Origin of the sequence: Kitasatospora sp. NPDC008115 (assembly GCF_042957205.1) — a bacterium.
Classification (GTDB): Bacteria; Actinomycetota; Actinomycetes; order Streptomycetales; family Streptomycetaceae; genus Kitasatospora.
In genome coordinates this window covers 34,468-57,349 of the sequence record NZ_JBIBHU010000001.1, presented here as the reverse complement: position 1 = coordinate 57,349, position 22,882 = coordinate 34,468, and the positions used below count along the sequence as shown (strand labels likewise).

General features: G+C 72.9%; 18 protein-coding genes. 9 read left to right on the top strand and 9 right to left on the bottom strand.

The annotated features are described in order from the left end of the window. Nucleotides 1–1,560, bottom strand: a complete 1,560-nt coding sequence (locus ACFZBX_RS00220) for an MFS transporter (protein WP_391530403.1) — start codon at nucleotides 1,558–1,560, stop codon at nucleotides 1–3. 308 nt (nucleotides 1,561–1,868) lie between these two features. On the opposite strand from ACFZBX_RS00220, the gene ACFZBX_RS00215 reads away from it, so the two are divergent. Beyond that, a complete protein-coding gene (locus ACFZBX_RS00215; protein WP_391530402.1) occupies nucleotides 1,869–2,396 on the top strand; it encodes a hypothetical protein in 528 nt (175 codons plus the stop codon). On the opposite strand, the gene ACFZBX_RS00210 is transcribed toward ACFZBX_RS00215, so the two are convergent. Further along, nucleotides 2,367–3,041 carry a hemolysin III family protein gene (locus tag ACFZBX_RS00210; protein ID WP_391530400.1) on the bottom strand — a complete coding sequence of 225 codons (675 nt, stop codon included), beginning with the start codon at nucleotides 3,039–3,041 and terminating at the stop codon, nucleotides 2,367–2,369. The genes ACFZBX_RS00215 and ACFZBX_RS00210 overlap by 30 nt on opposite strands. A 284-nt stretch (nucleotides 3,042–3,325) precedes the next feature. Here ACFZBX_RS00210 and ACFZBX_RS00205 point away from each other — a divergent pair, with 284 nt between their 5' ends. After that, on the top strand, nucleotides 3,326–5,167 hold the full coding sequence (locus ACFZBX_RS00205) for a phosphoenolpyruvate carboxykinase (GTP) (RefSeq protein ID WP_391530398.1): 1,842 nt from the start codon (nucleotides 3,326–3,328) through the stop codon (nucleotides 5,165–5,167). Nucleotides 5,168–5,389: 222 nt separating this feature from the next. Here ACFZBX_RS00205 and ACFZBX_RS00200 read toward each other — a convergent pair whose 3' ends face one another. Beyond that, on the bottom strand, nucleotides 5,390–6,604 hold the full coding sequence (locus tag ACFZBX_RS00200) for a pyridoxal phosphate-dependent aminotransferase (protein WP_391530397.1): 1,215 nt from the start codon (nucleotides 6,602–6,604) through the stop codon (nucleotides 5,390–5,392). Nucleotides 6,605–6,865: 261 nt separating this feature from the next. Between ACFZBX_RS00200 and ACFZBX_RS00195 the strand changes: the two genes are divergently transcribed. After that, entirely contained in the window at nucleotides 6,866–7,582 is a 717-nt protein-coding gene (locus tag ACFZBX_RS00195; RefSeq protein ID WP_391530395.1) for a prepilin peptidase, read from the top strand. 143 nt (nucleotides 7,583–7,725) lie between these two features. Here the strand turns inward: ACFZBX_RS00195 and ACFZBX_RS00190 are convergent, their stop codons facing one another. Beyond that, a complete protein-coding gene (locus tag ACFZBX_RS00190) occupies nucleotides 7,726–9,345 on the bottom strand; it encodes a chitinase (RefSeq protein ID WP_391530394.1) in 1,620 nt (539 codons plus the stop codon). A 423-nt stretch (nucleotides 9,346–9,768) separates the two neighbouring features. Here ACFZBX_RS00190 and ACFZBX_RS00185 point away from each other — a divergent pair, with 423 nt between their 5' ends. The 4 genes from ACFZBX_RS00185 to ACFZBX_RS00170 all read left to right on the top strand — a co-directional run bounded on the left by ACFZBX_RS00185 (nucleotide 9,769) and on the right by ACFZBX_RS00170 (nucleotide 15,253). After that, entirely contained in the window at nucleotides 9,769–10,563 is a 795-nt protein-coding gene (locus ACFZBX_RS00185; RefSeq protein WP_380757626.1) for an isoprenyl transferase, read from the top strand. Between the two features lie 251 nt (nucleotides 10,564–10,814). Then, the gene (locus ACFZBX_RS00180) at nucleotides 10,815–12,149 is read left to right on the top strand and encodes a PhoH family protein (protein WP_391530393.1); all 1,335 of its coding nucleotides are present in this window, start codon (nucleotides 10,815–10,817) and stop codon (nucleotides 12,147–12,149) included. Between the two features lie 455 nt (nucleotides 12,150–12,604). Further along, nucleotides 12,605–13,369 (top strand): transglycosylase SLT domain-containing protein, encoded by a 765-nt coding sequence (locus ACFZBX_RS00175; protein ID WP_391530391.1) that lies wholly within the window; start codon nucleotides 12,605–12,607, stop codon nucleotides 13,367–13,369. A 438-nt stretch (nucleotides 13,370–13,807) separates the two neighbouring features. Further along, a complete protein-coding gene (locus tag ACFZBX_RS00170) occupies nucleotides 13,808–15,253 on the top strand; it encodes an AI-2E family transporter (RefSeq protein ID WP_391530390.1) in 1,446 nt (481 codons plus the stop codon). Here ACFZBX_RS00170 and ACFZBX_RS00165 read toward each other — a convergent pair. From ACFZBX_RS00165 to ACFZBX_RS00155, 3 genes are all read right to left on the bottom strand, one after another. Then, nucleotides 15,250–15,600 carry a hypothetical protein gene (locus ACFZBX_RS00165; protein ID WP_391530389.1) on the bottom strand — a complete coding sequence of 117 codons (351 nt, stop codon included), beginning with the start codon at nucleotides 15,598–15,600 and terminating at the stop codon, nucleotides 15,250–15,252. The two genes, ACFZBX_RS00170 and ACFZBX_RS00165, sit on opposite strands and share 4 nt — an antisense overlap. A 133-nt stretch (nucleotides 15,601–15,733) precedes the next feature. Then, nucleotides 15,734–16,276, bottom strand: a complete 543-nt coding sequence (locus ACFZBX_RS00160; protein ID WP_391530388.1) for an alkyl hydroperoxide reductase — start codon at nucleotides 16,274–16,276, stop codon at nucleotides 15,734–15,736. A 3-nt stretch (nucleotides 16,277–16,279) separates the two neighbouring features. Next, nucleotides 16,280–16,831 (bottom strand): peroxiredoxin, encoded by a 552-nt coding sequence (locus ACFZBX_RS00155; protein WP_344324154.1) that lies wholly within the window; start codon nucleotides 16,829–16,831, stop codon nucleotides 16,280–16,282. Between the two features lie 191 nt (nucleotides 16,832–17,022). On the opposite strand from ACFZBX_RS00155, the gene ACFZBX_RS00150 reads away from it, so the two are divergent. Next, a complete protein-coding gene (locus ACFZBX_RS00150; protein ID WP_391530387.1) occupies nucleotides 17,023–17,976 on the top strand; it encodes a LysR substrate-binding domain-containing protein in 954 nt (317 codons plus the stop codon). Between the two features lie 6 nt (nucleotides 17,977–17,982). On the opposite strand, the gene ACFZBX_RS00145 is transcribed toward ACFZBX_RS00150, so the two are convergent. Then, on the bottom strand, nucleotides 17,983–18,606 hold the full coding sequence (locus tag ACFZBX_RS00145; protein ID WP_391530385.1) for a TetR/AcrR family transcriptional regulator: 624 nt from the start codon (nucleotides 18,604–18,606) through the stop codon (nucleotides 17,983–17,985). A gap of 219 nt (nucleotides 18,607–18,825) precedes the next feature. Here ACFZBX_RS00145 and ACFZBX_RS00140 point away from each other — a divergent pair, with 219 nt between their 5' ends. After that, nucleotides 18,826–21,024 carry an MMPL family transporter gene (locus ACFZBX_RS00140; protein ID WP_391530384.1) on the top strand — a complete coding sequence of 733 codons (2,199 nt, stop codon included), beginning with the start codon at nucleotides 18,826–18,828 and terminating at the stop codon, nucleotides 21,022–21,024. A gap of 45 nt (nucleotides 21,025–21,069) precedes the next feature. Here the strand turns inward: ACFZBX_RS00140 and ACFZBX_RS00135 are convergent, their stop codons facing one another. After that, nucleotides 21,070–22,881: a SpoIIE family protein phosphatase gene (locus ACFZBX_RS00135; protein WP_391530382.1), complete on the bottom strand. Its 1,812-nt coding sequence runs from the start codon at nucleotides 22,879–22,881 to the stop codon at nucleotides 21,070–21,072. Nucleotide 22,882 lies beyond the last annotated feature (1 nt).

Here is a 22,882-nt window from a genome sequence, read left to right as displayed (position 1 = left end):
TTATCCGTGATCCGTCGCCGGCACCGCGGTGGCCCCGGCGGGCGGGCCGGCCGGTTCGACGGCGGGCATCCGCAGGGCGACGAGGACGGCCGACAGCACCGCGATCGCCCCGGAGGACAGCAGCACCACCGTCATCCCGTGCACATAGGCGCTGTGCGCGGAGGCGGCCAGTGCCGGGTCGCCGGTCGCGGCGGCGACCGCGTCCGCGGCGACCACCGACCCGTCGGCCCGCTCGGCCGCCTCCGCCGGCAGCCCGCCGGTGTCCAGCGCGCCCCGGTAGGCGTTGGCGAGCAGGCTGCCGAAGGCGGCGACCCCGACGGCCCCGCCGACCTGGCGGAAGGTCTGCAGCAGGCCGGCGCCGACGCCGGCCCGGGCGGGCGGCAGCGTGAGCAGGGCGGTGGCCTGCGCGGTGATGAGGGACAGGCCCATGCCGGCGCCGAGCAGGGTGAGCCAGACGGCGGCGAGGCCGTAGCCGTCGGACACCGACGTCCGGCCGCCGATGAGCAGGGCGAGGGCCAGCACGCCCAGCCCCAGCGAGATCACCGTGCGGGGGCTGGTCCTGACGACCAGCCGGTCGCTGAGCCGGGCGGTCACCATCAGGCCGAGCATCATCGGCATCAGCCGCAGGCCGGTGCCGAGGGCGTCCGCGCCCTGGACGCTCTGGAAGTACAGCGGCAGGACGAAGAACGCGCCGAACAGGACCAGCGACACCAGCGTCGCGGCCACCGTCGACCAGCGGAAGGCGGCGTCGGCGAGCAGCGACAGGTCGAGCATCGGGGCGGTCCGGCGCCGGCTGCGCAGGACCAGCAGGGTGAGCGCCACCAGCGCGCCGCCGACGGTGCCGAGCACCAGCGGGTCGCTCCAGCCGCGTTCGGGGCTCTCGATGATGCCGTAGGTGAGTGCGGCCAGCCCGCCGGCGCCGAGCAGGGTGGCGGGCACGTCGATCGGGGGCGCGGCGGGGTCGCGGGTCTCCGGCAGCAGGACGACGCAGGCGGTGATGCCGATCACCACCAGCGGCAGGTTGAGCGCGAAGATCGCGCCCCACCAGTAGTGCTGGAGGACGAAGCCGCCGAGCAGCGGGCCGAGCGGGGTGCCGACGGCCAGCGAAGCGGCCAGGATCGCGGTGGCGCGCCGCTGCTCGCCGGGCGGGAAGAGGCCGGGGATCACCGCCATGGACATCGGCATCACCAGCGCCCCGGCCAGGCCCATCGCGGCGCGGGCGGCGATCAGCGTGGCCGGGCTGTCGGCCAGCATGCCGACCGCCGAGGCGAGGCCGAACAGGGCGAGGCCCAGGGTGAGGGTGAAGCGTCGGCCGAAGCGGTCGCCGATCAGCCCGGCCGGGAGCATCACGGCGGCGAAGACCACGGTGTAGGAGTCGACGATCCACTGCTGCTGCCCGGTGGTGGCCTGGAGCCGGGAGGCCAGGGTCGGCAGGGCCACGTTCAGGACCGTCATGTCGAGGCTGATCACCAGGACGCTCAGTGCGACCGCGACGAGCGCCAGCCAGCGCCGTGGGTCCGGGCCGGGCGGGAGAGCCTGGTCGGTGGGCCGAGTGGGCACGGGAACCTCCGGAGACCTGTGAAGGGAGTCTCTGTCAAATGACAGTAACTCCCAAAAGGTGGCCACCGTCAATGTCCGGATGGTGTGGACATTTCGTCACTCTCCGTGATGTGTCCTGGAAGTGCGCGTTCCGCACGGGGAATTGACGCAACGTTGATCTGTCGTTCGCCGCTTTCCGGCGGTTGCGGGTGACTGTCGGTAGATACCATGTGGCCGTCGGTCAGTGCGGGCCGGTGCGTGCCGAGAGCGGAGAAGGGGTGGGGCGGCAGGGGCCGACCACGAGCCCGGCGCAGGAAGGGGAAGCCGTAATGGCCGTTCGGGAGTCGGGTGCCCAGATCTGGGGTGCCGCGGTGGTGGTGGGCTCGGCGCTGGCCGTGGTCGCGGCCTATCTGATCCACGGCGCCGTGCTGGTGCTGGTGGTCGCCGGGATCGAGGTGCTGCTGCTGATGGTGTACGTGGGACGGCGCTGGCGGCTGCTGCGCCAGGCGCCCGAGCCGGACCGCCGGCCGGCGCCGCGCGGGCACCGGACGGCCGGCGGCACGGTGGACGCCGCGCACTGCGAGCGCTGCCGCCGGGCGCGGGAGGCGATCGACGCGCGGCGGGCCGGGCCGCCGGTCCGCGGCCGGCATCCCCACGAGCGCGTCGACCGGCCGCGGGAGCACCGGCACGACACGGCCTACGAGCGGGCGACCCACGAGCGGGCGGTGCACGAGCGGGCCCACGAGCACCCGGTCCGGGAGTGGACGGCGGAACGGGCGGCCGTCCGGTCGCACGACCGGCCGACCGCCCGTCACGGGGCGCCGGGCTCAGCCGGCCGTGCTGTAGGCCACCAGTGACACCCCGACGTACTGCGTGATGAAGGCCCCGAGGGTGAAGGCGTGGAACACCTCGTGGAAGCCGAACCAGCGCGGTGAGGGGTCGGGCCGCTTGAGCCCGTACACCACGCCGCCGATGCTGTAGAGCACGCCGCCGACGAGCATCAGCACCAGGACCGCGACGCCGCCGGCGCGCAGGAAGTCCGGCAGGAAGAACGCGGCGGCCCAGCCCAGCGCGAGGTACACCGGGGTGTAGAGCCAGCGCGGCGCGCCGACCCAGAAGACCCGGAAGGCTATCCCCGCCAGCGCACCGCCCCAGACCGCCCAGAGCAGCACCTGCCGGGCGGCGCCCTCCAGCAGCAGGATGGTGAACGGGGTGTAGGTCCCCGCGATGATCAGGAAGATGTTCGCGTGGTCCAGCCGGCGCAGGATCGCGTCGCCGCGCGGGCCCCAGTGGAAGCGGTGGTAGACCGCGCTGACCCCGAAGAGCAGCCACGCGCTGACGGAGTAGATCGCGCACGCGATCCTCGCGGGCCCCGGTTCGGCCAGGCAGATCAGCACGATCCCGGCGGCCACCGCGGCGGGGAACATTCCGGCGTGCAGCCAGCCGCGCCACTTGGGCTTGCTCTCGGCACGCTCCGTGCTCTCCAGGAGCTCAGCAGTCATGAGCGGCATGCTACCCGCTACCTACGGGTCCGTAGGTTACTGAGTCGTAGGAAGTGGCGCTCATCACGACTTGGACGTTTTGGAGTATTGGAAGAGGGGTCGATCGGTCGCCGGAGGTGTTGGATCGACGGTCCTACCAACCAGTAATCATCCGTACTGTAGTAAAAGATGCGTCAATTCTGCCGTTGTGCCGCTATCCGGCCGGAGGTCCGGAGCTACGCTGCAAGCACCCTCAACCCCCGCTACGCCGTCTCCCCGCCGGGATGGCGTGAAACGGAGCGATCGTGTCGAACGAGAACTCGGCTGCTCTCAGCGCCGCGCCCACCCGCCACCAGCGCCTGCTGGCGTGGGTGCGCGAGATCGCGGAGCTCACCCAGCCGGACCGCGTCGAATGGTGCGACGGTTCCGAGGAGGAGTACCAGCGCCTCGCGGACCTGCTCGTCGCCCAGGGCACTTTCAAGAAGCTCAACGAGGAGAAGCGACCCAACTCCTACTACGCCGCCTCGGACCCGTCCGACGTGGCGCGCGTGGAGGACCGCACCTTCATCTGCTCCGAGCAGGAGAAGGACGCCGGCCCGACCAACCACTGGAAGGCTCCCGCCGAGATGCGCGAGATCTTCCAGGGCGAGCAGGGCCTGTTCCGCGGCGCCATGAAGGGCCGCACCATGTACGTCGTCCCGTTCTCGATGGGCCCGGTCGGCTCCCCGCTGGCCGCCTACGGCGTCGAGATCACCGACTCCGCCTACGTCGCCGTGTCGATGCGCGTGATGACCCGCATGGGCCGGGCCGTGCTCGACCAGCTCGGCGAGGACGGCGACTTCGTCAAGGCCGTGCACACCGTCGGCGCCCCGCTCGCCGAGGGCCAGGCGGACGTGCCGTGGCCGTGCAGCAGCACCAAGTACATCTCGCACTTCCCGGAGACCCGGGAGATCTGGTCCTTCGGCTCCGGCTACGGCGGCAACGCCCTGCTCGGCAAGAAGTGCTACGCGCTGCGCATCGCCTCGACCATGGCCCGCGACGAGGGCTGGCTGGCCGAGCACATGCTCATCCTGAAGCTCACCCCGCCGGCGGGCCCCGCGGGCGAGGCGGAGCCCAAGTACGTCGCGGCCGCCTTCCCCTCCGCCTGCGGCAAGACCAACCTGGCGATGCTCCAGCCCACCATCCCGGGCTGGAAGGTCGAGACGATCGGCGACGACATCGCCTGGATGCGCTTCGGCGCCGATGGCCGCCTGTACGCCATCAACCCCGAGGCGGGCTTCTTCGGCGTCGCCCCCGGCACCGGCGTGGACACCAACGCCAACGCGATCGACACCCTCTGGGGCAACACCGTCTTCACCAACGTCGCGCTCACCGACGACGGCGACGTCTGGTGGGAGGGCCTCACCGACGAGAAGCCGGCCCACCTGACCGACTGGCGCGGCGACGACTGGACCCCGGAGTCGGGGACCCCGGCCGCCCACCCGAACGCCCGCTTCGCCGTCCCGGCCGCGCAGTGCCCGACCATCGCCCCCGAGTGGGAGGACCCGGCGGGCGTGCCGATCTCGGCGATCCTGTTCGGCGGCCGCCGGGCCACCGCCGTCCCGCTGGTGACGGAGTCCTTCAACTGGCAGCACGGCGTCTTCCTCGGTGCCAACATCGCCTCCGAGAAGACCGCCGCCGCCGAGGGCACCGTCGGCGAGCTGCGCCGCGACCCGTTCGCGATGCTGCCGTTCTGCGGCTACAACATGGGCGACTACTTCGCCCACTGGCTGAGGGTCGGGGCCCAGGCGGACGCCGGCAAGCTGCCGAAGATCTACTACGTGAACTGGTTCCGCAAGAACGCCGAGGGCAAGTTCGTCTGGCCGGGCTACGGCGAGAACAGCCGCGTGCTGAAGTGGGTCGTCGAGCGCCTGGACGGCACCGGCGCGGGCGTCGAGACCCCGATCGGCGTGCTGCCGACCGTCGAGGGCTTCGACCTGGACGGCCTGGAGCTGTCGAAGGAGGACCTCGACCTGCTCTTCACCGTCGACGCCGACATCTGGCGCCAGGAGGCCGCGCTCGTCCCGGCCCACCTGGAGATGTTCGGTGACCACACGCCCGCGGCGCTGTGGGACGAGTACCGGGACCTGGTCGCCCGCCTCGGCTGAGCCTGAGCCTCAGCAGGAGCGGTAGAGAGGCCGGTGCGCTGCACGAACCGCGCACCGGCCGGCGACAGGACGGCCGGAGCCCCGGCGGACGATCTTTCCCCGACCAAGGAGATCGCCCGCACCGGGACTCCGGCCGTAGCTCTTTTCCGGGCCCCATGGCGCGGGCCCCATGGCGCGGGTCCCATGACGCGGGTCCTGCGGCCCGGGCGGCCACGGCCCGGGCTACGGCTGGGTGTAGCCGCTCAGGAAGTCGCCGATCCGGGTGACCGCGTCGGTGATCTCCTCCGCGCGCGGCAGGGTGACCAGCCGGAAGTGGTCCGGCTCGGGCCAGTTGAAGCCGCTGCCCTGGACCAGCAGGATCCGCTCGGCCCGCAGCAGGTCGAGCACCATCCGGGCGTCGTCCTTGATCTTGAAGACCTTCGGGTCCAGCCGGGGGAAGGCGTAGAGCGCACCCTTCGGCTTCACGCAGCTGACCCCGGGGATCTCGTTGAGCAGCCGGAACGCGGCGTCCCTGGACTCCAGCAGCCGGCCGCCGGGCAGGATCAGGTCCTTGATCGACTGCCGTCCGCCGAGCGCCGCGGCCACCGCGTGCTGGGCCGGCATGTTGGCGCACAGCCGCATCGAGGCGAGCACGGTCAGGCCCTCGACGTAGCTGCGGGCCCGGGTGCGGTCGCCGGAGAGCACCATCCAGCCGGAGCGGAAGCCCGCCACCCGGTAGGACTTGGACATGCCGTTGAAGGTGACGCAGAAGAGGTCCGGCGCCAGGGTGGCGAGCGGGACGTGCTCGGCGTCGTCGTAGAGGATCTTGTCGTAGATCTCGTCCGCGTAGATCACCAGCTGGTGCCGGCGGGCGATCCCGGCCAGCCCCTCCAGCACCTCGCGCGGGTAGACCGCGCCGGTCGGGTTGTTGGGGTTGATCACCACCAGCGCCCTGGTCCGGTCGGTGACCTTGGCCTCGATGTCGGCGAGGTCCGGGTACCACTCGGACTGCTCGTCGCAGCGGTAGTGCACGGCCGTGCCGCCGGCCAGCGAGACGGACGCCGTCCACAGCGGGTAGTCCGGGGCCGGGACGAGCACCTCGTCGCCGTCGTCCAGCAGCGCGGTCATCGCCAGCTGGATCAGCTCGGAGACGCCGTTGCCGAGGAAGACGTCCTCGACCGTGAGGCCGTTCAGGCCGCGCTCCTCGTAGTGCATCACCACGGCGCGGCGCGCGGAGAGCAGGCCCTTGGAGTCGCCGTAGCCGTGCGCGGTGGAGAGGTTGCGCAGGATGTCCTGGAGGATCTCGGGCGGCGCCTCGAACCCGAACAGGGCGGGATTGCCGGTGTTGAGCTTCAGGATGCGGTGGCCCTGCTCCTCCAGCCGCATCGCCTCGTCGAGTACCGGACCGCGGATGTCGTAGCAGACATTGGCGAGCTTGCTGGACTGGATGACCTGCATGCCTGCCTACTTTAGGGGCACGAACGGGCGGTCCGGCGCGTGTCGTCGGACATCCGCCGGACCGCCCGGACACCGCCGTTCCGGGCCGCCTTCGATCAGGAGGCGCAGGCCGGGGCCGGCCTTCCGGATCGGCGGCGGGCCGCCCGGAACGCTGCCGAAGACGAGGAACCGCGCAGGGGTGCCGTCCGGAACGAGACGGACGGCACACTGGTGCCCGCGCCGGCCGCCGGCCACCGCGCGACGAGGACGGAGGGGCGGAACGTGATCGCGAGCGCGCTGGGAGCGGTACTGGCCGGACTGCTGGTGGCACCGGCGCTGCGCGGCCTGGTGGTGCGGTACGCCGTGCCGCAGGACGAACCGTGGTGCCTGGCCTGCCCGTCCTGCGGGCGGGGGCTGCGCGGGCTGCCGCCCACCGGGCGGTGTCCGGGCTGCCGGACCGGTCTGGGCCCCGGCCCCTGGTGGGTGGAGGCGGTCACCGCCGCCGCGGCCGCCGCCGCGCTCGCCGCCGCGCACCCGGCGGACGCGCTGCTGCTGCTCTGGCTGGCCGGGCCGGGCGTGGTGCTGGGCTTCATCGACGCCCGGGTGCACCGGCTGCCCTACCCGCTCACCTGGACGCTGGCGGCGGGCCTGGCGGTGCTGCTGACCGTGGTGCAACTGGCCGAGGACGCCCCGGGAACGCTGCTGCGCTGCCTCCTGGTCGCGCTGGTCGCCGGCGTGCTGTTCGAAGTCCCGGTCCAGCTGGGGCTGGTGGGCGCGGGGGACACCGTGCTGGCGCTCGGCCTCGGCGCGCTGCTCGGCCGGTACGGCTGGTCGGCCGCCTTCGCGGGCCTGGCCGCCTTCGTGCTGCTGGCCGGGCTCTGGGCGGTAGGCGTGCTGCTGGCCGCCCTGGTGCGGCGCCGCCCGGTGCGCGGCCGGGAGGTGCCGCTGGGGCCGTTCATGCTGCTCGGCACCCTGCTGGCGGTGCTCGGCCACTCGTGAGGCCTCGCCGCCCTCGCCGCCCCCGGCCCCGGCCGGGACGGGGGCGGCCGGGAACGCGAACGGGCCCGCCGTACCGGTCAGGTACGACGGGCCCGCCGCCGACGCGCAGGCCCCACCCTCAAGGAGCGGCGCGCCGGGGGGAGTTACGGCATCTGGTGGACGTACGAGCCGACCGTGTTGGCGAAGGCGTTCCCGTTCACGGAGTCCCAGTTGGTGGACCAGGTCATCGCGCCGCGGATGGTCGGCCACTTGGCCGGCGGGACGAAGCTCCCGCAGTTGTTGCCGGTGGCCAGGCAGTCCAGCGCGTTGTTGACGACGCTCGGCGCGACGTAGCCGCCGCCGGCGGCCTTGCCGGAGGCCGGGACACCGATGCCGACCTGGTCGGGCCGCAGACCGCCCTGGATGTGGGTGCAGATCTGCGCGGTGATGAAGTCGATGGTGCCCTGGGTGTAGACCTTGCCGTCGCAGCCGTTCATGCCGCCCGAGTTGTAGAACTGGGTGTTGACGACGGTCAGGATGTCCTTGGTCTTCAGCGCCAGCTGGAAGTAGGAGCCGGCGGTGGAGTACATCCCGATGGTCTCCGGGGCCATCGTCAGGATGAAGCTGGAGCCGACCTTGGCCTGGAGCGCGTGCAGCGCGTCGGCCAGGTAGTTCGGGTTGAGGCCGTTCTCCAGGTCCACGTCGAGGCCGTCGAAGCCGTAGTCCTTGATCACCGAGTAGGCGGTCTCGACGAAGGCGGACGCGGCGGTGGCGTCGTTGATGTGGATGGCGCCGTTCTGGCCGCCGATGGAGATGATGACCTTCTTGCCGGCCGCCTGCTTGGCCTTCACGTCGGCGCGGAACTGGGCGTCGGTGTAGCCGCCGAGGCCGGACGCGAGCTCCGGGTCCAGCTTGAAGGTGATGGCGCCGGGGCGGTTGGCGACGGCGTCGGCGAACGAGACCGCGATGATGTCGTACGCGCTGGAGACGTCGGACAGCTTCTGGAGGTTGTTGCCCTTGTTGTCGAAGTTGTGCCAGTAACCGGTGATGAGGTGCTTCGGCAGGGCCGGGTTCGGGTTGCCGGTGGGCGTCACCGTGGGGGTCACCGTGGGCGTGACCGTCGGGGTCGGGGTGACCGTCTGGGTGGGGGTCGGCGTGACGGTCTGGGTCGGCGTGACGGTCGGCGTCACCGTGGGGGTGACGGTCGGGGTGGGGGTGACCGTCGCGGTCGGGCTCGGGGTGACGGGCCCGCCCGGGCCGCTCAGCACGACGTCGTCGGCGAGGAAGGCGCTCTGGCCGTACCAGCCGTGCAGGTAGACGGTGACGCTCTTGGCGCTCGCGCCGGTGGTGAAGGTGGTGGAGAGCTGGTTCCAGCTGTTCTGGTTGGACCAGACGCTCGGGTCGGTGCCGCCGGTGCCGCGCGCGCCGAGGTAGGCGTACGGGCCCTGGACCCAGGCGCTCAGGGTGTAGCTGGTGTTGGGCAGCACGCTGATGGTCTGGGTGCACTCGGCGGTGTCCGCCGCGCCCGGGGTGGCCTGGAGCGCGCCCGAGCCGGAGTGGACCGGAGTGGTGACGGCGCTCGCGGCGCCGGTGCAGACCCAGCCGGACAGCGAGCCGTCGAAGCCGCCGTTGGCGACCAGGTTCCCGGCGGCCGCGTTGGCACCGCCGGCGAAGAGGGCGAGGCCGGAGCCGGCCAGGGCGAGGGCGGTGGCGCCCGCGGCGAGGGCCGGGACGGGGCCGCGGCGGCGCTTGTGCGACACGGGCCGGTTCAGCGTACGGGCCATGGAGGTGCGCTCCTGTGGGGGAGGAGCGGCCGCCGCGGTGGGGGGCGCGGCGGCCGCGTGTGGGGGAGGGCATTGCGTCCGAAGTACTGCCTTGACGAGGGCGGGTCCGGTGTTCTGTTCCGCCCTGGGAACAAAAGCTGGACTAGACCATTGGGGGTCGTCAAGCATTGAACCGTCGGCTTACGGATTCCTTAAGGAATCGGAGACCGTTCCGTATCCGGCCGCCGGACGTTCCCCGGAGCGTCCCCGGGGCGCCGTGCGGGTGCGTTCCGGCCATCGCCGCCACGCCCGTCGCGACAGACTTCGTACAGGACCGTGACCCTCCCGCGACCTGCGGCTTTTCCTGCCACCACGGCGCGGGAGTAGGCTGCGCCGGGGGTTCTGAAGCACCCGTCGAAGTGAGCACGGAGGGGCCGAAAAACCATGGGTCTGCGCGATGTCGTCGAACGCACGCCGGGTCTGCGCGTCCTGCTGAACGGGATGTACGGCCTCTACGGTCGCCGGGTCGAGGTGCACCTCGCCCGCACCCCGCGCCACATCGGCGTGATCCTCGACGGCAACCGCCGCTGGGCCCGGGCCACCGGCGGCTCCACCGCGTACGGCCACCAGCGCGGCGCCGACAAGATCAGCGAGTTCCTCGGCTGGTGCGATGAGACCCACGTCAAGGTCGTCACCCTGTGGATGCTCTCCACCGACAACCTCGACCGCCCGGCCGACGAGCTGGTCCCGCTGCTCGGCATCATCGAGGACGCCGTCACCAACCTCGCCGCCGCCCGCCGCTGGCGGATCAACCCGGTCGGCGCGCTGGACCTGCTGCCGCAGCACACCGCCGACGTCCTGAAGCGGGCCGCCGAGGAGACCGCGGGCATCGAGGGCATCACCGTCAACGTGGCCGTCGGCTACGGCGGCCGGCACGAGATCGCGGACGCCGTCCGCTCGCTGCTCCAGGAGCACGCCGGCCGGGGCACCTCGATCGAGGAACTGGCCGGAATCCTGGACGTCGAGCACATCGCCGAGCACCTCTACACCAAGGGCCAGCCCGACCCCGACCTGGTCATCCGCACCTCGGGCGAGCAGCGGCTCTCCGGCTTCCTGCTCTGGCAGAGCGCGCACAGCGAGTTCTACTTCTGCGAGGCGTACTGGCCCGCCTTCCGCAAGGTCGACTTCCTGCGGGCGCTGCGCGCCTACGAGCAGCGCAACCGGCGGATGGGCCTCTGACGGAGGGCCGGCGCGTCCCGGGACACCGGGGCCGGCGCCCCGGGTGACCGGGATTGACCACCGTAGGGGCTGGCCTACCCGGCTGCGGGGCGAGGCCAAACGTTCACCCGCAATGATCCGTCAGTTCTCCAGGGGCGCGAATGCACCGCCCCCCGCCTGGGAATACTCCGATCAGACCGGCCCCGAGGCCACCGGGGCAGCGGGGGCCGGCTTGCCGCGGATGACGCAGGGTCATCCGCCCTGGAGGCCTAGTGGTCAGTTCCAAGAGCCGCCGGACACCAGACCGGCGCACGTACGTTCTCGACACCAGTGTGCTCCTGGCGGACCCGCTCGCCATGACCCGTTTCGAGGAGCACGAGGTCGTCCTCCCGGTGGTCGTGGTCACCGAGCTGGAGGCCAAGCGGCACCACCCGGAGCTGGGGTATTTCGCCCGCCAGGCGCTGCGACTGCTCGACGACTACCGGATCCGGTACGGCCGCCTCGACGAGCCCATCCCGGTCGGCGAGCTCGGCGGCACCATCCGGGTCGAGCTCAACCACTCCGACACGTCGATACTGCCGGCCGGCTACCGGGCGGGCGGCGGCGAGGCCGACACCCGGATCCTGGCGGTGGCCCGCAACCTCCAGGCCGAGGGGTACGACGTCACCGTCGTCTCCAAGGACCTCCCGCTGCGGATCAAGGCGTCCTCGGTCGGCCTGCTCGCCGAGGAGTACCGGGCCGAGCTGGCGATCACCTCCGGCTGGACGGGCATGTCCGAGCTGCACGTGCCCGCCGACGACGTGGACGCGCTGTTCGCGGCCGGCCACGACGCCGGGGTGGACGTCGAGGGCGTCGCCGAGCTGCCGGTGCACACCGGACTCGTGCTCACCTCCGAGCGAGGCAAGGCGCTCGGCCGGGTCACCGGCGACGGCCGGGTGCGGCTGGTGCGCGGCGAGCGCGAGGCTTTCGGCCTGCGCGGGCGCAGCGCCGAGCAGCGGGTGGCGCTGGACCTCCTGCTGGACCAGGAGGTCGGGATCGTCTCGCTGGGCGGCCGGGCCGGTACCGGCAAGTCCGCGCTGGCGCTGTGTGCCGGTCTGGAGGCCGTCCTGGAGCGCCAGCAGCACCGCAAGGTGATGGTCTTCCGGCCGCTGTACGCGGTCGGCGGCCAGGAACTCGGCTACCTCCCGGGCTCCGAGACGGAGAAGATGAGCCCGTGGGCCCAGGCGGTCTTCGACACCCTCTCGGCGGTCACCACCCCGGACGTGATCGAGGAGGTCATCTCCCGGGGGATGCTGGAGGTCCTGCCGCTCACCCACATCCGCGGGCGTTCCCTGCACGACGCCTTCGTGATCGTGGACGAGGCGCAGTCGCTGGAGCGCAACGTCCTGCTGACGGTGCTGTCCCGGATCGGCCAGGGCTCGCGGGTGGTGCTCACCCACGACGTGGCGCAGCGGGACAACCTCCGGGTCGGCCGCTACGACGGCGTGGTGGCGGTGGTGGAGAAGCTGAAGGGGCATCCGCTCTTCGCGCACATCACGCTGACCCGCTCGGAGCGCTCGCCGATCGCGGCGCTGGTGACGGAGATGCTGGAGGACGTCAGCCCGTGAGCCGTTGATATCCGGATCATCCGGACATCAACGGACAAAGACGTCAATTCATGGCATGGGGCCCGTTCCTGACGGAGCGGGCCCCTTCCTTTCATCACATCGAGTGCTTTGTGTTCGACGAACGCCGGTTCGGTGAATGTGAGATCCGCCACGCAACAGGGAATTGCGTCGACAGGGCCCCTTGCGGCATGGTGAGGGTTCTGTCAGGCCCCGCGTACGGCATGGCAGGGCTTCCGGGAGACCGGGAGTCCGGCCCGGACGGTCCGCCAACTCCGGTCGGTGGACGCACAATTGAAGACCGTGAGCCGTACGCCGCCCGATCACAACGCCCGGTCGCCTCACCGCGGCCGGACGCCGGGTCAGTCCCTCCCGTGACCAGCACCGTACGGAGGGCAGCGCCAAGGGGCATGTTGCGCCCGTACGGTCACGCGTGGGCGATGCTGGAAGGAATCCATGTGACTCGGATCTCGGTCCGGGGAGTTGCTGTCGCCTCCGCCACCGCCGTCACCGCTGTCGGTGCCGTCGTGGGCATGGCCTCGGGCAGCGAGGGCAAGACGACGCAGACGGTCGACGTCGCCGGCGCGACCCTGCTTGCCGAAGTCCCCTCCGGCGCCCAGGCGCAGACCATCAGCGACAACATCGGCACGCAGGCATCCGCCCAGCAGGCCGCAGCCGACGCCGCCGCCAAGGCCGCCGCCGAGCAGAAGGCCGCCGAAGAGGCCGCCCGCCAGCAGGCCGCAGCCGAGGCCCAGGCCAAGGCCGACGCCGCGGCCAAGGAGGCCGCCGAGGCCGCCGCCAAGGCCGAGGCGGAGAAGGCCGCGAAGGCCGCCGAGGAGAAGCGCAAGGCCGACGAGGCCGCCGCGAACCGCTCCAAGGCCCGCTCGGCGATGGCCGCCACCGACAGCTCCGCCCCCGCCGTCTCGGTCACTCCCGGTTCGGTGCAGGAGCTGGCCCGGCAGATCGTCGGCAATGACGCACAGTTCCAGTGCTTCAGCCAGATCGTGAAGCGCGAGAGCGGCTGGAACTACACCGCCACCAACAAGAGCTCCGGCGCCTACGGCCTGGTCCAGGCGCTGCCCGGCACCAAGATGGCCTCGGCCGGTGCCGACTGGCGCACCAACCCGGCCACCCAGATCAAGTGGGGCCTGAACTACATGAACAGCCGCTACGGCAGCCCCTGCGGCGCCTGGTCGTTCTGGCAGTCGCACCACTGGTACTAGGAGCACCCGGTGCCGGAACCCCCGGTACCCGGAGCACCGCCGCGGCCCCGGTCACGCTTCCGCCGTGACCGGGGCCGCGGCGTTTCCCGTTCACGGGCGGGCCGCGCCGCCCGGGCTGCGCTGACCAGTGCGCCCACGGGCGGTGCGGTCCCGGGTGCGGACGCGGGGACGGGGAGGGGTCCTGGTAACTCCCCGCACCGGCCGGTCCGCCGACAGGCGGCTTCGGGTTCCCGACCGACTCCTCCCCGCTGCCCGGTGCCTGAAACCACCCGGGACATGCGGTTTTGCCCCGGAATCGGCCCCGAACAAGCCGCACGGATCGCTCCGGCGGGCGGACTCACCGCCCGCCGTCCGGGTAGCGTCTTCCTGACGGCCGTGGCGGGACCCACGGCGTGCCGCCGTACCGGGCGGCTCCGGCGGGGAGAAGTGGTAGCGAGCATGGCGCGGGGCGGAAAGGCCTTCAAGGCCGTGGCCAAGGGCATGGCCGTGGTGGCGAGCGCGGCCGCCGTGATCGAACGGCGCCGGCGGGCCGCGATGGCGGCGGACTTCCACGAACCGCCGCTGCACCCGCTGCCCGCGCTCGCGGCCGGGCCACGCCCGGCCGACCCGCTGCCGGCCGACCCGCTGCCGGGACCGCGGACCGAGTCCGCCCCGCCGCCCGTCGTCCCGGCCCCCGCGTCCGCGCCGGTGCCCGACCCCGGCCCCGGCCCCGTGCCGCCCGTCGTTCCCTCCGCCTCCCCGTCCCACGGGCACTTCGGCCGGCCCGCCACCCCGGCCGAGGCGGTGCCGTGGGGCCTGCGGGTCGCCGCCGAGTCCACCTGGCGGCTGCTGCTGCTCGGCGCCGCGCTGTACGTCGTCTTCTACATCGTCGACATGCTGCGGCTGGTCGCCTTCGCGGTGCTCGCCTCGCTGCTGATCTCCGCGCTGCTGGAGCCCACCGTCTCCTGGCTGCGCCGCCACGGCGTCCCGCGCTCACTGGCGGCCGGCGGGGTGTTCATGAGCGGCCTGGCCGGCATCGGGCTGGTCGGCTGGTTCGTGGTCTGGCAGGTGACCACCAACCTGGAGACCGTCACCAGCAAGGTCAAGGCCGGTGTCGACCAGTTGCGGGACTGGCTGATCACCGGGCCGCTGCACCTGACCGAGCAGCAGATCACCGACTTCGCCAACCAGATCACCAAGGCGATCAGCACCAACACCGAGCAGATCACCTCGGCCAGCCTCACCGGCGCGCAGATCGCCGTCGAGGTGCTGACCGCCGTCCTGCTCGCCTTCTTCACCACCTTCTTCTTCCTCTACGACGGCGAGCGGATCTGGAACTGGGCGCTGCGCGGTCTGCCCCGGCACTCCCGCTACGCGATGGCCGGCGCCGGCCCGAAGGCCTGGGCCACGCTCACCGCCTACGTCCGCGGCACCGTCTGCGTGGCCTTCATCGACGCGGTCTGCATCGGCATCGGCATCCAGTTGCTCGGTGTGCCGATGGCGCTGCCGCTCGCGGTGATCATCTTCCTGGGCGCCTTCGTCCCGCTGGTCGGCGCGCTGGTCACCGGGACGGTGGCGGTGCTGATCGCGCTGGTCACCACGACGCCCTGGACGGCGCTGATGGTGCTGGTGGTGCTGATCGCCGTCCAGCAGATCGAGGGCCACGTCCTCCAGCCGCTGATCCTGGGCCGCGCCGTCCGGGTCCACCCGCTCGGCGTGGTCCTCGGTGTGGCCGCCGGCTCGATCATCGGCGGCATCGGCGGCGCCATCGTCGCCGTCCCCCTGATCGCCGTCACCAACACCGTGGTCACCCACCTCCGCCGCCGCAACGAGGCCGGCCAGGCGGTCTTCACCGCCCTCGAAGCCGCCCGCGAGGCCGCCGCCCGGCCCGGCACCGGCTCCTAGGGCCAGAGCCCCGGGGCGCCGACGGCCAGCCAGACGAACGAGACCGCGCACCCGGTCAGTGCCGCGAGGCCGGTGAGCGCGGTCCTGCCCGCGGGCGGTTCGTGGCGTGCGGGGGTCCGCCGGATCAGCAGGGGCGCCAGCGCGGTCGCCGCCGCCGGCGGGACCAGTGGCAACAGCAGGACCCGGGCTGCGTCGCCCGCGGTGGTCTCCCCGCCGGGCGCGACCGCCAGCACCAGTCCGGTGATCACGACCCAGCCCGAGCAGACCAGGAGCACCACGGTCCACAGGCCGAAGGCCACCGGCACCCAGCCGTCCGCCGACGCGCGCACCCGGCCCGTCCCCGCCATCGCAAGCTCCCCCCGGAGATGGTTCACCCTCCTTGGACGCCCGCCCCGGCGCCGCGGTTCCGGACACGCGGACGGGCCCCTCTCCGGGACTCGGGAGGAGTCCGGGCGAGGGGCCCGTCAGGGGTGGTGCGGGTCAGGCGGTGACGGTCGCGAGGGCGGCCTCGGAGTCGAGGACGCCGGCGACGGCCTGGAGAACGGCGGCGATCTTCATCGACGCCTGGACGACCTCGCGGTCGACGCCGGCCTTGCGCAGGACGGCCTCGTGCGAGTCGAGGCACTGGCCGCAGCCGTTGATCGCGGAGACCGCGAAGCACCAGAGCTCGAAGTCGATCTTCTCGACGCCCGGAGTGCCGATGATGTTCATCCGCAGACCGGCCCGCATGCTGCTGTACTCCTTGTCGGAGAGCAGGTGCAGCGTCCGGTAGTAGACGTTGTTCATCCCCATGATCGCGGCCGCGCCCTTGGCGGCGTTGTACGCCTCCGGGGAGAGGTTGGCCTTGGCCTCGGGCTCCAGCCCGCGCAGGACCGCGGGGCTGCGAGTGGCCATCGCGCAGGCGAGGACGGTGCCCCAGAGCTGCTGGGCGGGGAGGTCGGAGTTGCCGATGACCGAGCCCAGGTTGAGCTTGAGGTCCTTGGCGTAGTCCGGGAGGGCGGACTTCAGGTCGTCGAGGGCCATGGGTCAGCCCGCCAGGAGGGCCTGGGCGTCGAGGGTGTCGTCACCCTTGTTCCAGTTGCAGGGGCACAGCTCGTCGGTCTGCAGGGCGTCCAGCACCCGCAGGACCTCCTTGGGGTTACGGCCGACGGAGCCGGCGGTCACCATGGCGAACTGGACCTCGTTGTTCGGGTCGATGATGAAGACGGCGCGCTGGGCGGTGCCGTCCGCGTTCTCGACGCCGCAGGCGCGCATCAGGTCGTGCTTGACGTCGGCCAGCATCGGGAACGGCAGGTCGTTCAGGTCCTTGTGGTCCTTGCGCCAGGCGTGGTGCACGAACTCCGAGTCGCCGGAGACGCCGAGGATCTGGGCGTCGCGGTCGGCGAACTCCTCGTTCAGCTTGCCGAACGCGGCGATCTCGGTCGGACAGACGAAGGTGAAGTCCATCGGCCAGAAGAAGACGACCCGCCAGCCGTTCTGGCCCTCGGACGAGTAGTCCTTGAACTCCAGCTTGTCCGCGGACGGCCCTTCCACGCCCTTGAGGTTGTAGGCCGGGAACTGGTCACCGATCGTGAGCACGTTCGCTTCTCCTGAGGTGAGGTGAGGGGATTTTGTCCGGTTTGCGGAACGGGTTCCACCATTCCACATCGTGGACTGATCAGGGAAATAGCTACACTCGATGTGTCTGATCGGAGAGAGTTATCAACACCCCCACGCCCCCCTCCCGCCCCGCCCGTCGCAGGGCCCCCGCCCGTAAACCCGAGGCGACTGTGGCGAACGCCACTGCGCGCAGCCCCCGGACACCCACGGTCGCCCAGCTCAAGGCCTTCGTGGCGGTGGCCGAGCACCGGCACTTCCGGGAGGCCGCGGCGGCCACCGGAACCAGCCAGCCGGCGCTCTCCGGGGCGGTCGCGGCGCTGGAGGAGTCGCTGGGCGCGCAGCTCGTCGAGCGTACGACGCGCCGGGTGATGATCACTCCACTGGGGGAGCGCGTACTGGAACACTCGCGCCGGGTGCTCGCCTCCCTCCAGGCGCTCACCGAGGAGGTGGAGGCCGCCCGCCGCCCGTTCACCGGGCCGCTGCACCTGGGCGTCATCCCGACCGTCGCGCCCTACCTGCTGCCGACCGTGCTGCGGCTGGTCCGTGACCGCTACCCGGAGCTGGAGCTGCACGTCCACGAGGAGCGGACGCCCTCGCTGCTGGAGGGGCTGGCCGCCGGGCGGCTGGACGTGCTGCTGCTGGCGCTGCCGGCCGGCGGCAGCGCGCCGACCCGGGACATCCCGCTGTTCGACGAGGACTTCGTCCTGGTCGCCCCGCCCGGCCACGAGCTGGCCGGCCGGGTCGACGTGCCGCGCGACGTGCTGCTCGACCTGGACGTGCTGCTGCTGGAGGAGGGCCACTGCCTGCGCGACCAGGCCCTCGACATCTGCCGGGAGGTCGGCGCCGACCCGGCCGGCTCCACCACCCGGGCGGCCGGCCTGTCCACCCTGGTGCAGCTGGTGGCCGGCGGCCTCGGGGTGACCCTGCTGCCCGCCACCGCGCTGGACGTCGAGGCGGGCCGCGCCGACCGGCTGGCCGCCGTCCGCTTCGCCGCGCCCGCGCCGGGGCGCCGGATCGGCCTCGCCACCCGGCCGGGCTCGGCCCGCAGTGGCGAGTACGACCGCTTCGCCGCCTCGTTGCGCGAGGTGCTGGCCGGGCTGCCGGTGCGGATCGTCGAGCCGTAGGGCCCGCTAGCCTGCGGCGGGCGTGCCGAGGCAGAGTCCGACCGTGGTGGCGACCAGCAGGTCGAGCGCCCGGCGGGACTCCTCCTCGGGGTCCTCGCCGGCGGCCTTGAGGACCAGGTAGCGGTCGGTCAGCCCGTTGAAGCCGGCCAGGAAGTAGACCGAGACCTCCTGCGCGGGCAGCGGCAGCGGCTGCCCGTGGGCGGCGGCGAGCCCGGTGAGGAGTTCGGCGGCGGTGGCCTCGATCTCGTGCTGGAGCGCCCGCATGATCTCCTGGAGGTCCGGGTCGCGCAGCGCCATCGCGGAGAACTCGGTGATCAGCGCGCACTTGCCGCGCTCGCCGACGGCGCTGTCCCACAGGGCGTGGACCATCGTGCGGACCTGCTCGCCGAACGGCCCGTCATCCGGCGCGGCCGCCCGTACCTGGCCGATGAATTCGGCGGTCAGCTGCTCGACGACGGCCCGGTAGAGGTCCTTCTTGGTGCCGAAGGTGTAGTGCACCGTCGCCTGCGCCACGCCCAGTTCGGCCGCGATGGCGCGGGTGCTGCCGGCGGCCACGCCCTCGCGGGCCATCAGGTCGATGGCGGCCTGGATGAGTTGGGGGCGCCGTTCGGCGGCCGGGACATGAGCCATTGGGCCAGGGTATCGCCATGTTCGGACAACTGGATCGGACGATCGGGTCACATGCTCTCGTCATCCGACTTTGTCACGTGAACAAGTTGCGCGTACGGTGGTGCGGGCGACCGGGTCCGGTGCCCGCGCCGTCCGTCGGCACGACCTGCCCGAACGGCCTTCCGGGCACGTCCCGGGCAATCCCGATCACGTCCCGAACGACCGACCGAAGGTGCACGCATGGCCACGTACCTGTACCGCCTGGGACGCCTCTGCTTCCGCCGCAGGCGCACCGTGCTCGCCGTCTGGCTGGCGCTGCTGATCGCCGTCGGCGGTGCGGCGACGGCCTTCGGAGGAGCGACCTCCGAGGAGTTCAAGGTCCCCGGTACCGAGGCCCAGGACACCCTGGACCGGATCAAGGGCGCCTTCCCCGAGCAGGGCCACGGCTCCGCCCAGGTGGTCTTCGCCACCGAGGCGCCCGGCGGCATCGCCGCCCCCGGCACCGCCGAGGCGGTCGGCGAGGCGGTCGCCCGGATCGCCGCCGTCCCCGGCGTCGCCGGCATCCCCGACCCGTACGCCACCGGCGCCGTCTCCCCGGACGGCAGGATCGCGCTGGGCCTGGTCTCCTTCGACCGCGAACTCGGCGACATCACCGCGCAGCAGCGCGACGCCGTCGAGGCGGCGGCGGACCCGGCCCGCGCGGCCGGGGTCACGGTCGCCTTCGGCGGCGACGCCTACAACGAGATGGCGCAGGTCGAGGGCGGCGAGGTGATCGGCCTGATCGTGGCCGGGGTGGTCCTGATGGTCACCCTGGGCTCGCTGGTCGCGGCCGGGCTCCCGCTGGTCACCGCCCTGATCGGGGTCGGTGTCGCGATGGCCGGGGTGTTCACGGTGGCGGGCTCGTTCGAGATCATCTCCACCGCGCCGGTGCTGGCGCTGATGGTCGGCCTGGCGGTCGGCATCGACTACGCCCTGTTCATCGTCTCCCGGCACCGCCGCCACCTCACCGAAGGCCTGGAGCCGGAGGAGGCCGCGGCCCGGGCCAACGCGACCGCCGGCAGCGCCGTGGTCTTCGCCGGCCTCACCGTCGTCGCCGCGCTGGCCGGCCTGGCCGTCGCCGGGGTGCCGTTCCTGACCGTGATGGGCCTGGCCGCCTCGGGCGCCGTGGTCGTCGCGGTGCTCGTCGCGATCACCCTGCTGCCCGCCCTGCTCGGCTTCGCAGGCCGTGCCATCGACCGTCTGCCGGTCTGGCGGCGCGCGCTGCGGACCACCGGGCGCACGACGCTCGGCGAGCGCTGGGCGGGCTTCGTGGTGCGCCGTCCGCTCGCCGTCCTGCTGGCCGGCCTCACCGCGCTGGTCGCGCTCGCCGTGCCCGCCGCGAGCCTCACCCTCGGCCTGCCCGGCGGCGGCTCGCAGGCCGAGGGCACCGGCGCCCGCACCGCCTACGACCTGGTCGACCGCGGCTTCGGCCCCGGCTTCAACGCCCCGCTGGTGGTCGTCGTCGACGCCGCCGGCGCCGAGCACCCGGAGCAGGCGGTGCAGGACGTGGCGGGCCGGCTCGCCGCCCTGCCCGGTGTGCAGACGCTGCTCCCGCCGCAGGTCGACTCCCCGAGCGGCACCGCGCTCGTCCCGGTCATCCCGAAGACCGGCCCGGACCACGCCGACACCCGGCAGCTGGTCACCGACATCCGCGACCAGCGCGACGCGGTCCAGGCCGGGACCGGCGCGCGGATCGACGTCACCGGCACCACCGCCGCCAACATCGACGTCTCCGCCAAGCTCGCCGACGCGCTGCCGCCGTTCGTCGCGGTGATCACGGGCATCGCGCTGGTGCTGCTGGCGCTGGCCTTCCGCTCGGTCCTGGTGCCGCTGAAGGCGGTGGCGGGCTTCCTGCTCTCCATCACCGCCTCGCTCGGCGCCGTCGTCGCGGTCTACCAGTGGGGCTGGCTGGACGGCCTGATCGACGTGCCGAAGGTCGGCCCGGTGGTCAGCTTCCTGCCGATCCTGCTGATCGGCGTGCTGTTCGGGCTGGCGATGGACTACGAGCTGTTCCTGGTCTCCGGGATGAAGGAGCACCATGCGCACGGCATGACACCGCGGGACGCGGTGGTGGCCGGGGTGCGGGGCGGCGCCCGGGTGGTCACCGCGGCGGCGCTGATCATGATCGCGGTCTTCGGCTCGTTCGTCTTCGGCCACGACCCGATCGTCCAGCCGATCGGCTTCGCGCTCGCGGTGGGTGTGCTGGTGGACGCCTTCGTGGTGCGGATGGCCCTGGTGCCGGCCGCGATGACGCTGTTCGGCCGGGCCGCCTGGTGGTTCCCGAAGAGCCTGGACAAGGTGGTGCCCCGGGTGGACATGGAGGGCGAGCGGCTGATGGCCCGGCTGGAGCCCGCCGCGAGCGGCGCCGCCCCCGAGGCGAAGGTGCCCGAGCGGGTCTGACGGACCGAGGGGCCGCCCCGGCGTGCTGCGCCGGGGCGGCCCCCGTCACGGCAGGCGCTGCTCGAACCAGACCACCTTGCCGGTGCCCAGCCGGGTCGCGCCCCAGCGCTCGGCGCAGCGGGCCACTATCTGCAGCCCCCGCCCGCGCTCGTCCTCCGGTCCGGCCCGGCGCGGCCGGGGCAGCAGCGGGCTGTCGTCGCCGACCTCGCAGCGCAGCCGGGTGGTGCGGACCAGGCTCAGCGTCACCGGGCGGGTGGCGTGCTGGACGGCGTTGGTGACCAGCTCGCTGACCATCAGTTCGGTCGCCTCGGTCAGCTCCTCCAGACCCCAGCGGCGCAGCGTGTGCGCGGCCAGCCGGCGCGCCCGTCCCGGCGTCTCGTTGCGCGGCTGGAGGTACCAGTGGGCGACGTCCCCGGCCGGGATGCCGTCGAAGCAGGCGGCCAGCAGCGCGATGTCGTCGCCCCGGTCGCCGGGCGGCAGGATGCGCAGCGCCTCCTGGCAGAGGTGCTCGGGCGAATGGCGGTGGGCTCCGGCGAGCCGGGCGCGGAGCAGTTCGAGGCCGTCGCTGAGCGGGCGGTTGCGGGTCTCCACCAGGCCGTCGGTGAACAGCAGCAGGGCCGAGCCGGGCGGCGCGGGCAGTTCGACGGAGGAGAAGTCGACCCCGCCGACGCCGATCGGCGCGCCCGCCTCCAGGTCGAGCAGTTCGGCCGCGCCGTCCGGCTGGACGAGCACCGGCGGCACGTGCCCGGCGTTGGCGAGCACCACCCGGTTGGCGATCGGGTCGTAGACCGCGTAGACGCAGGTCGCCAGGTGCTGCTCGCGGCCGAGCCGCTGGGCCTGCTCGTCCAGGTGGTAGAGCACCTCGTGCGGCGGCAGGTCGAGCGCGGCCAGGGTCTGCGCGCTGGTGCGCAGCTGGCCCATGATGGCGGCCGAGGTCAGCGAGTGGCCCATCACGTCGCCGACGATCAGGGCCACCCGGTTGCCGGGCAGCGGCACGGCGTCGTACCAGTCGCCGCCGACCTGGGCGCCGCGCTCGCCGGGCAGGTAGCGCTGGGCGAGCCGGACGCCGTGCGGCTGGGGCAGGCGCAGCGGCAGCATGCTGCGCTGGAGCTCGTTGGCTATCTCCCACTCGCGGGCGTACCGCAGCGCGGTGTCGACGGCCAGCCCGGCCTGGGTGGCGAGGTGGGCGGCGGTAGCGGTGTCGGTGGCGTCGAAGCCCGGCCGCCCGCTCTTCGCGGACGGACGCCGGATCAGCACCAGCAGTCCCAGCACGGTCTTGCGCCCGCGCAGCGGCAGGGCGAGCACCGACGTCCCCGGGCTGAGCCGGGCCAGGCCGCGGGCGCCGTACAGCTCGCGCAGCAGTCCGGTGGTGCGGGCGCTGCCGGTGTCCCCGGCGGCGCCGAGCACGACCGGTTCGGCGGGGCGGCGGCTGAGCAAGGTGTGGGCGAGCGCGCCGCCGCGGGTGACCGGGGTGGCCGGGCCGGGGTCGGCGGCGGAGCGGGCGCCGTACCGGCTGCCGTAGCGGTCGCGGCGGTCGTCGCCGGTCGGACGGCCGCGCCGGCCCAGCCGGGTGCCCTGGCTGTGGTGGATCCGCAGCTGCTCGGGGAAGCCGGGCTCGCGCTCGACGTTGGGCAGCGGGTCGCGCAGGTGGACGACGACGGCGTCGGCGAGGGCGGGGACGAGCACCCGGCCGACGTTGCGCAGGGTGGCGGCCAGGTCGAGCGCGCTGTTGATCCGCCGGGTCGCGGAGTCGAGGTAGGCGAGGCGCTCGGGGACCTGCTCCGGGGGTGACGACGGGCGGCGCGGGGTGGGCAGGGCAGGCGGCTCTCCGGCCTCGGGATTGAGCTGGTCGCGCACG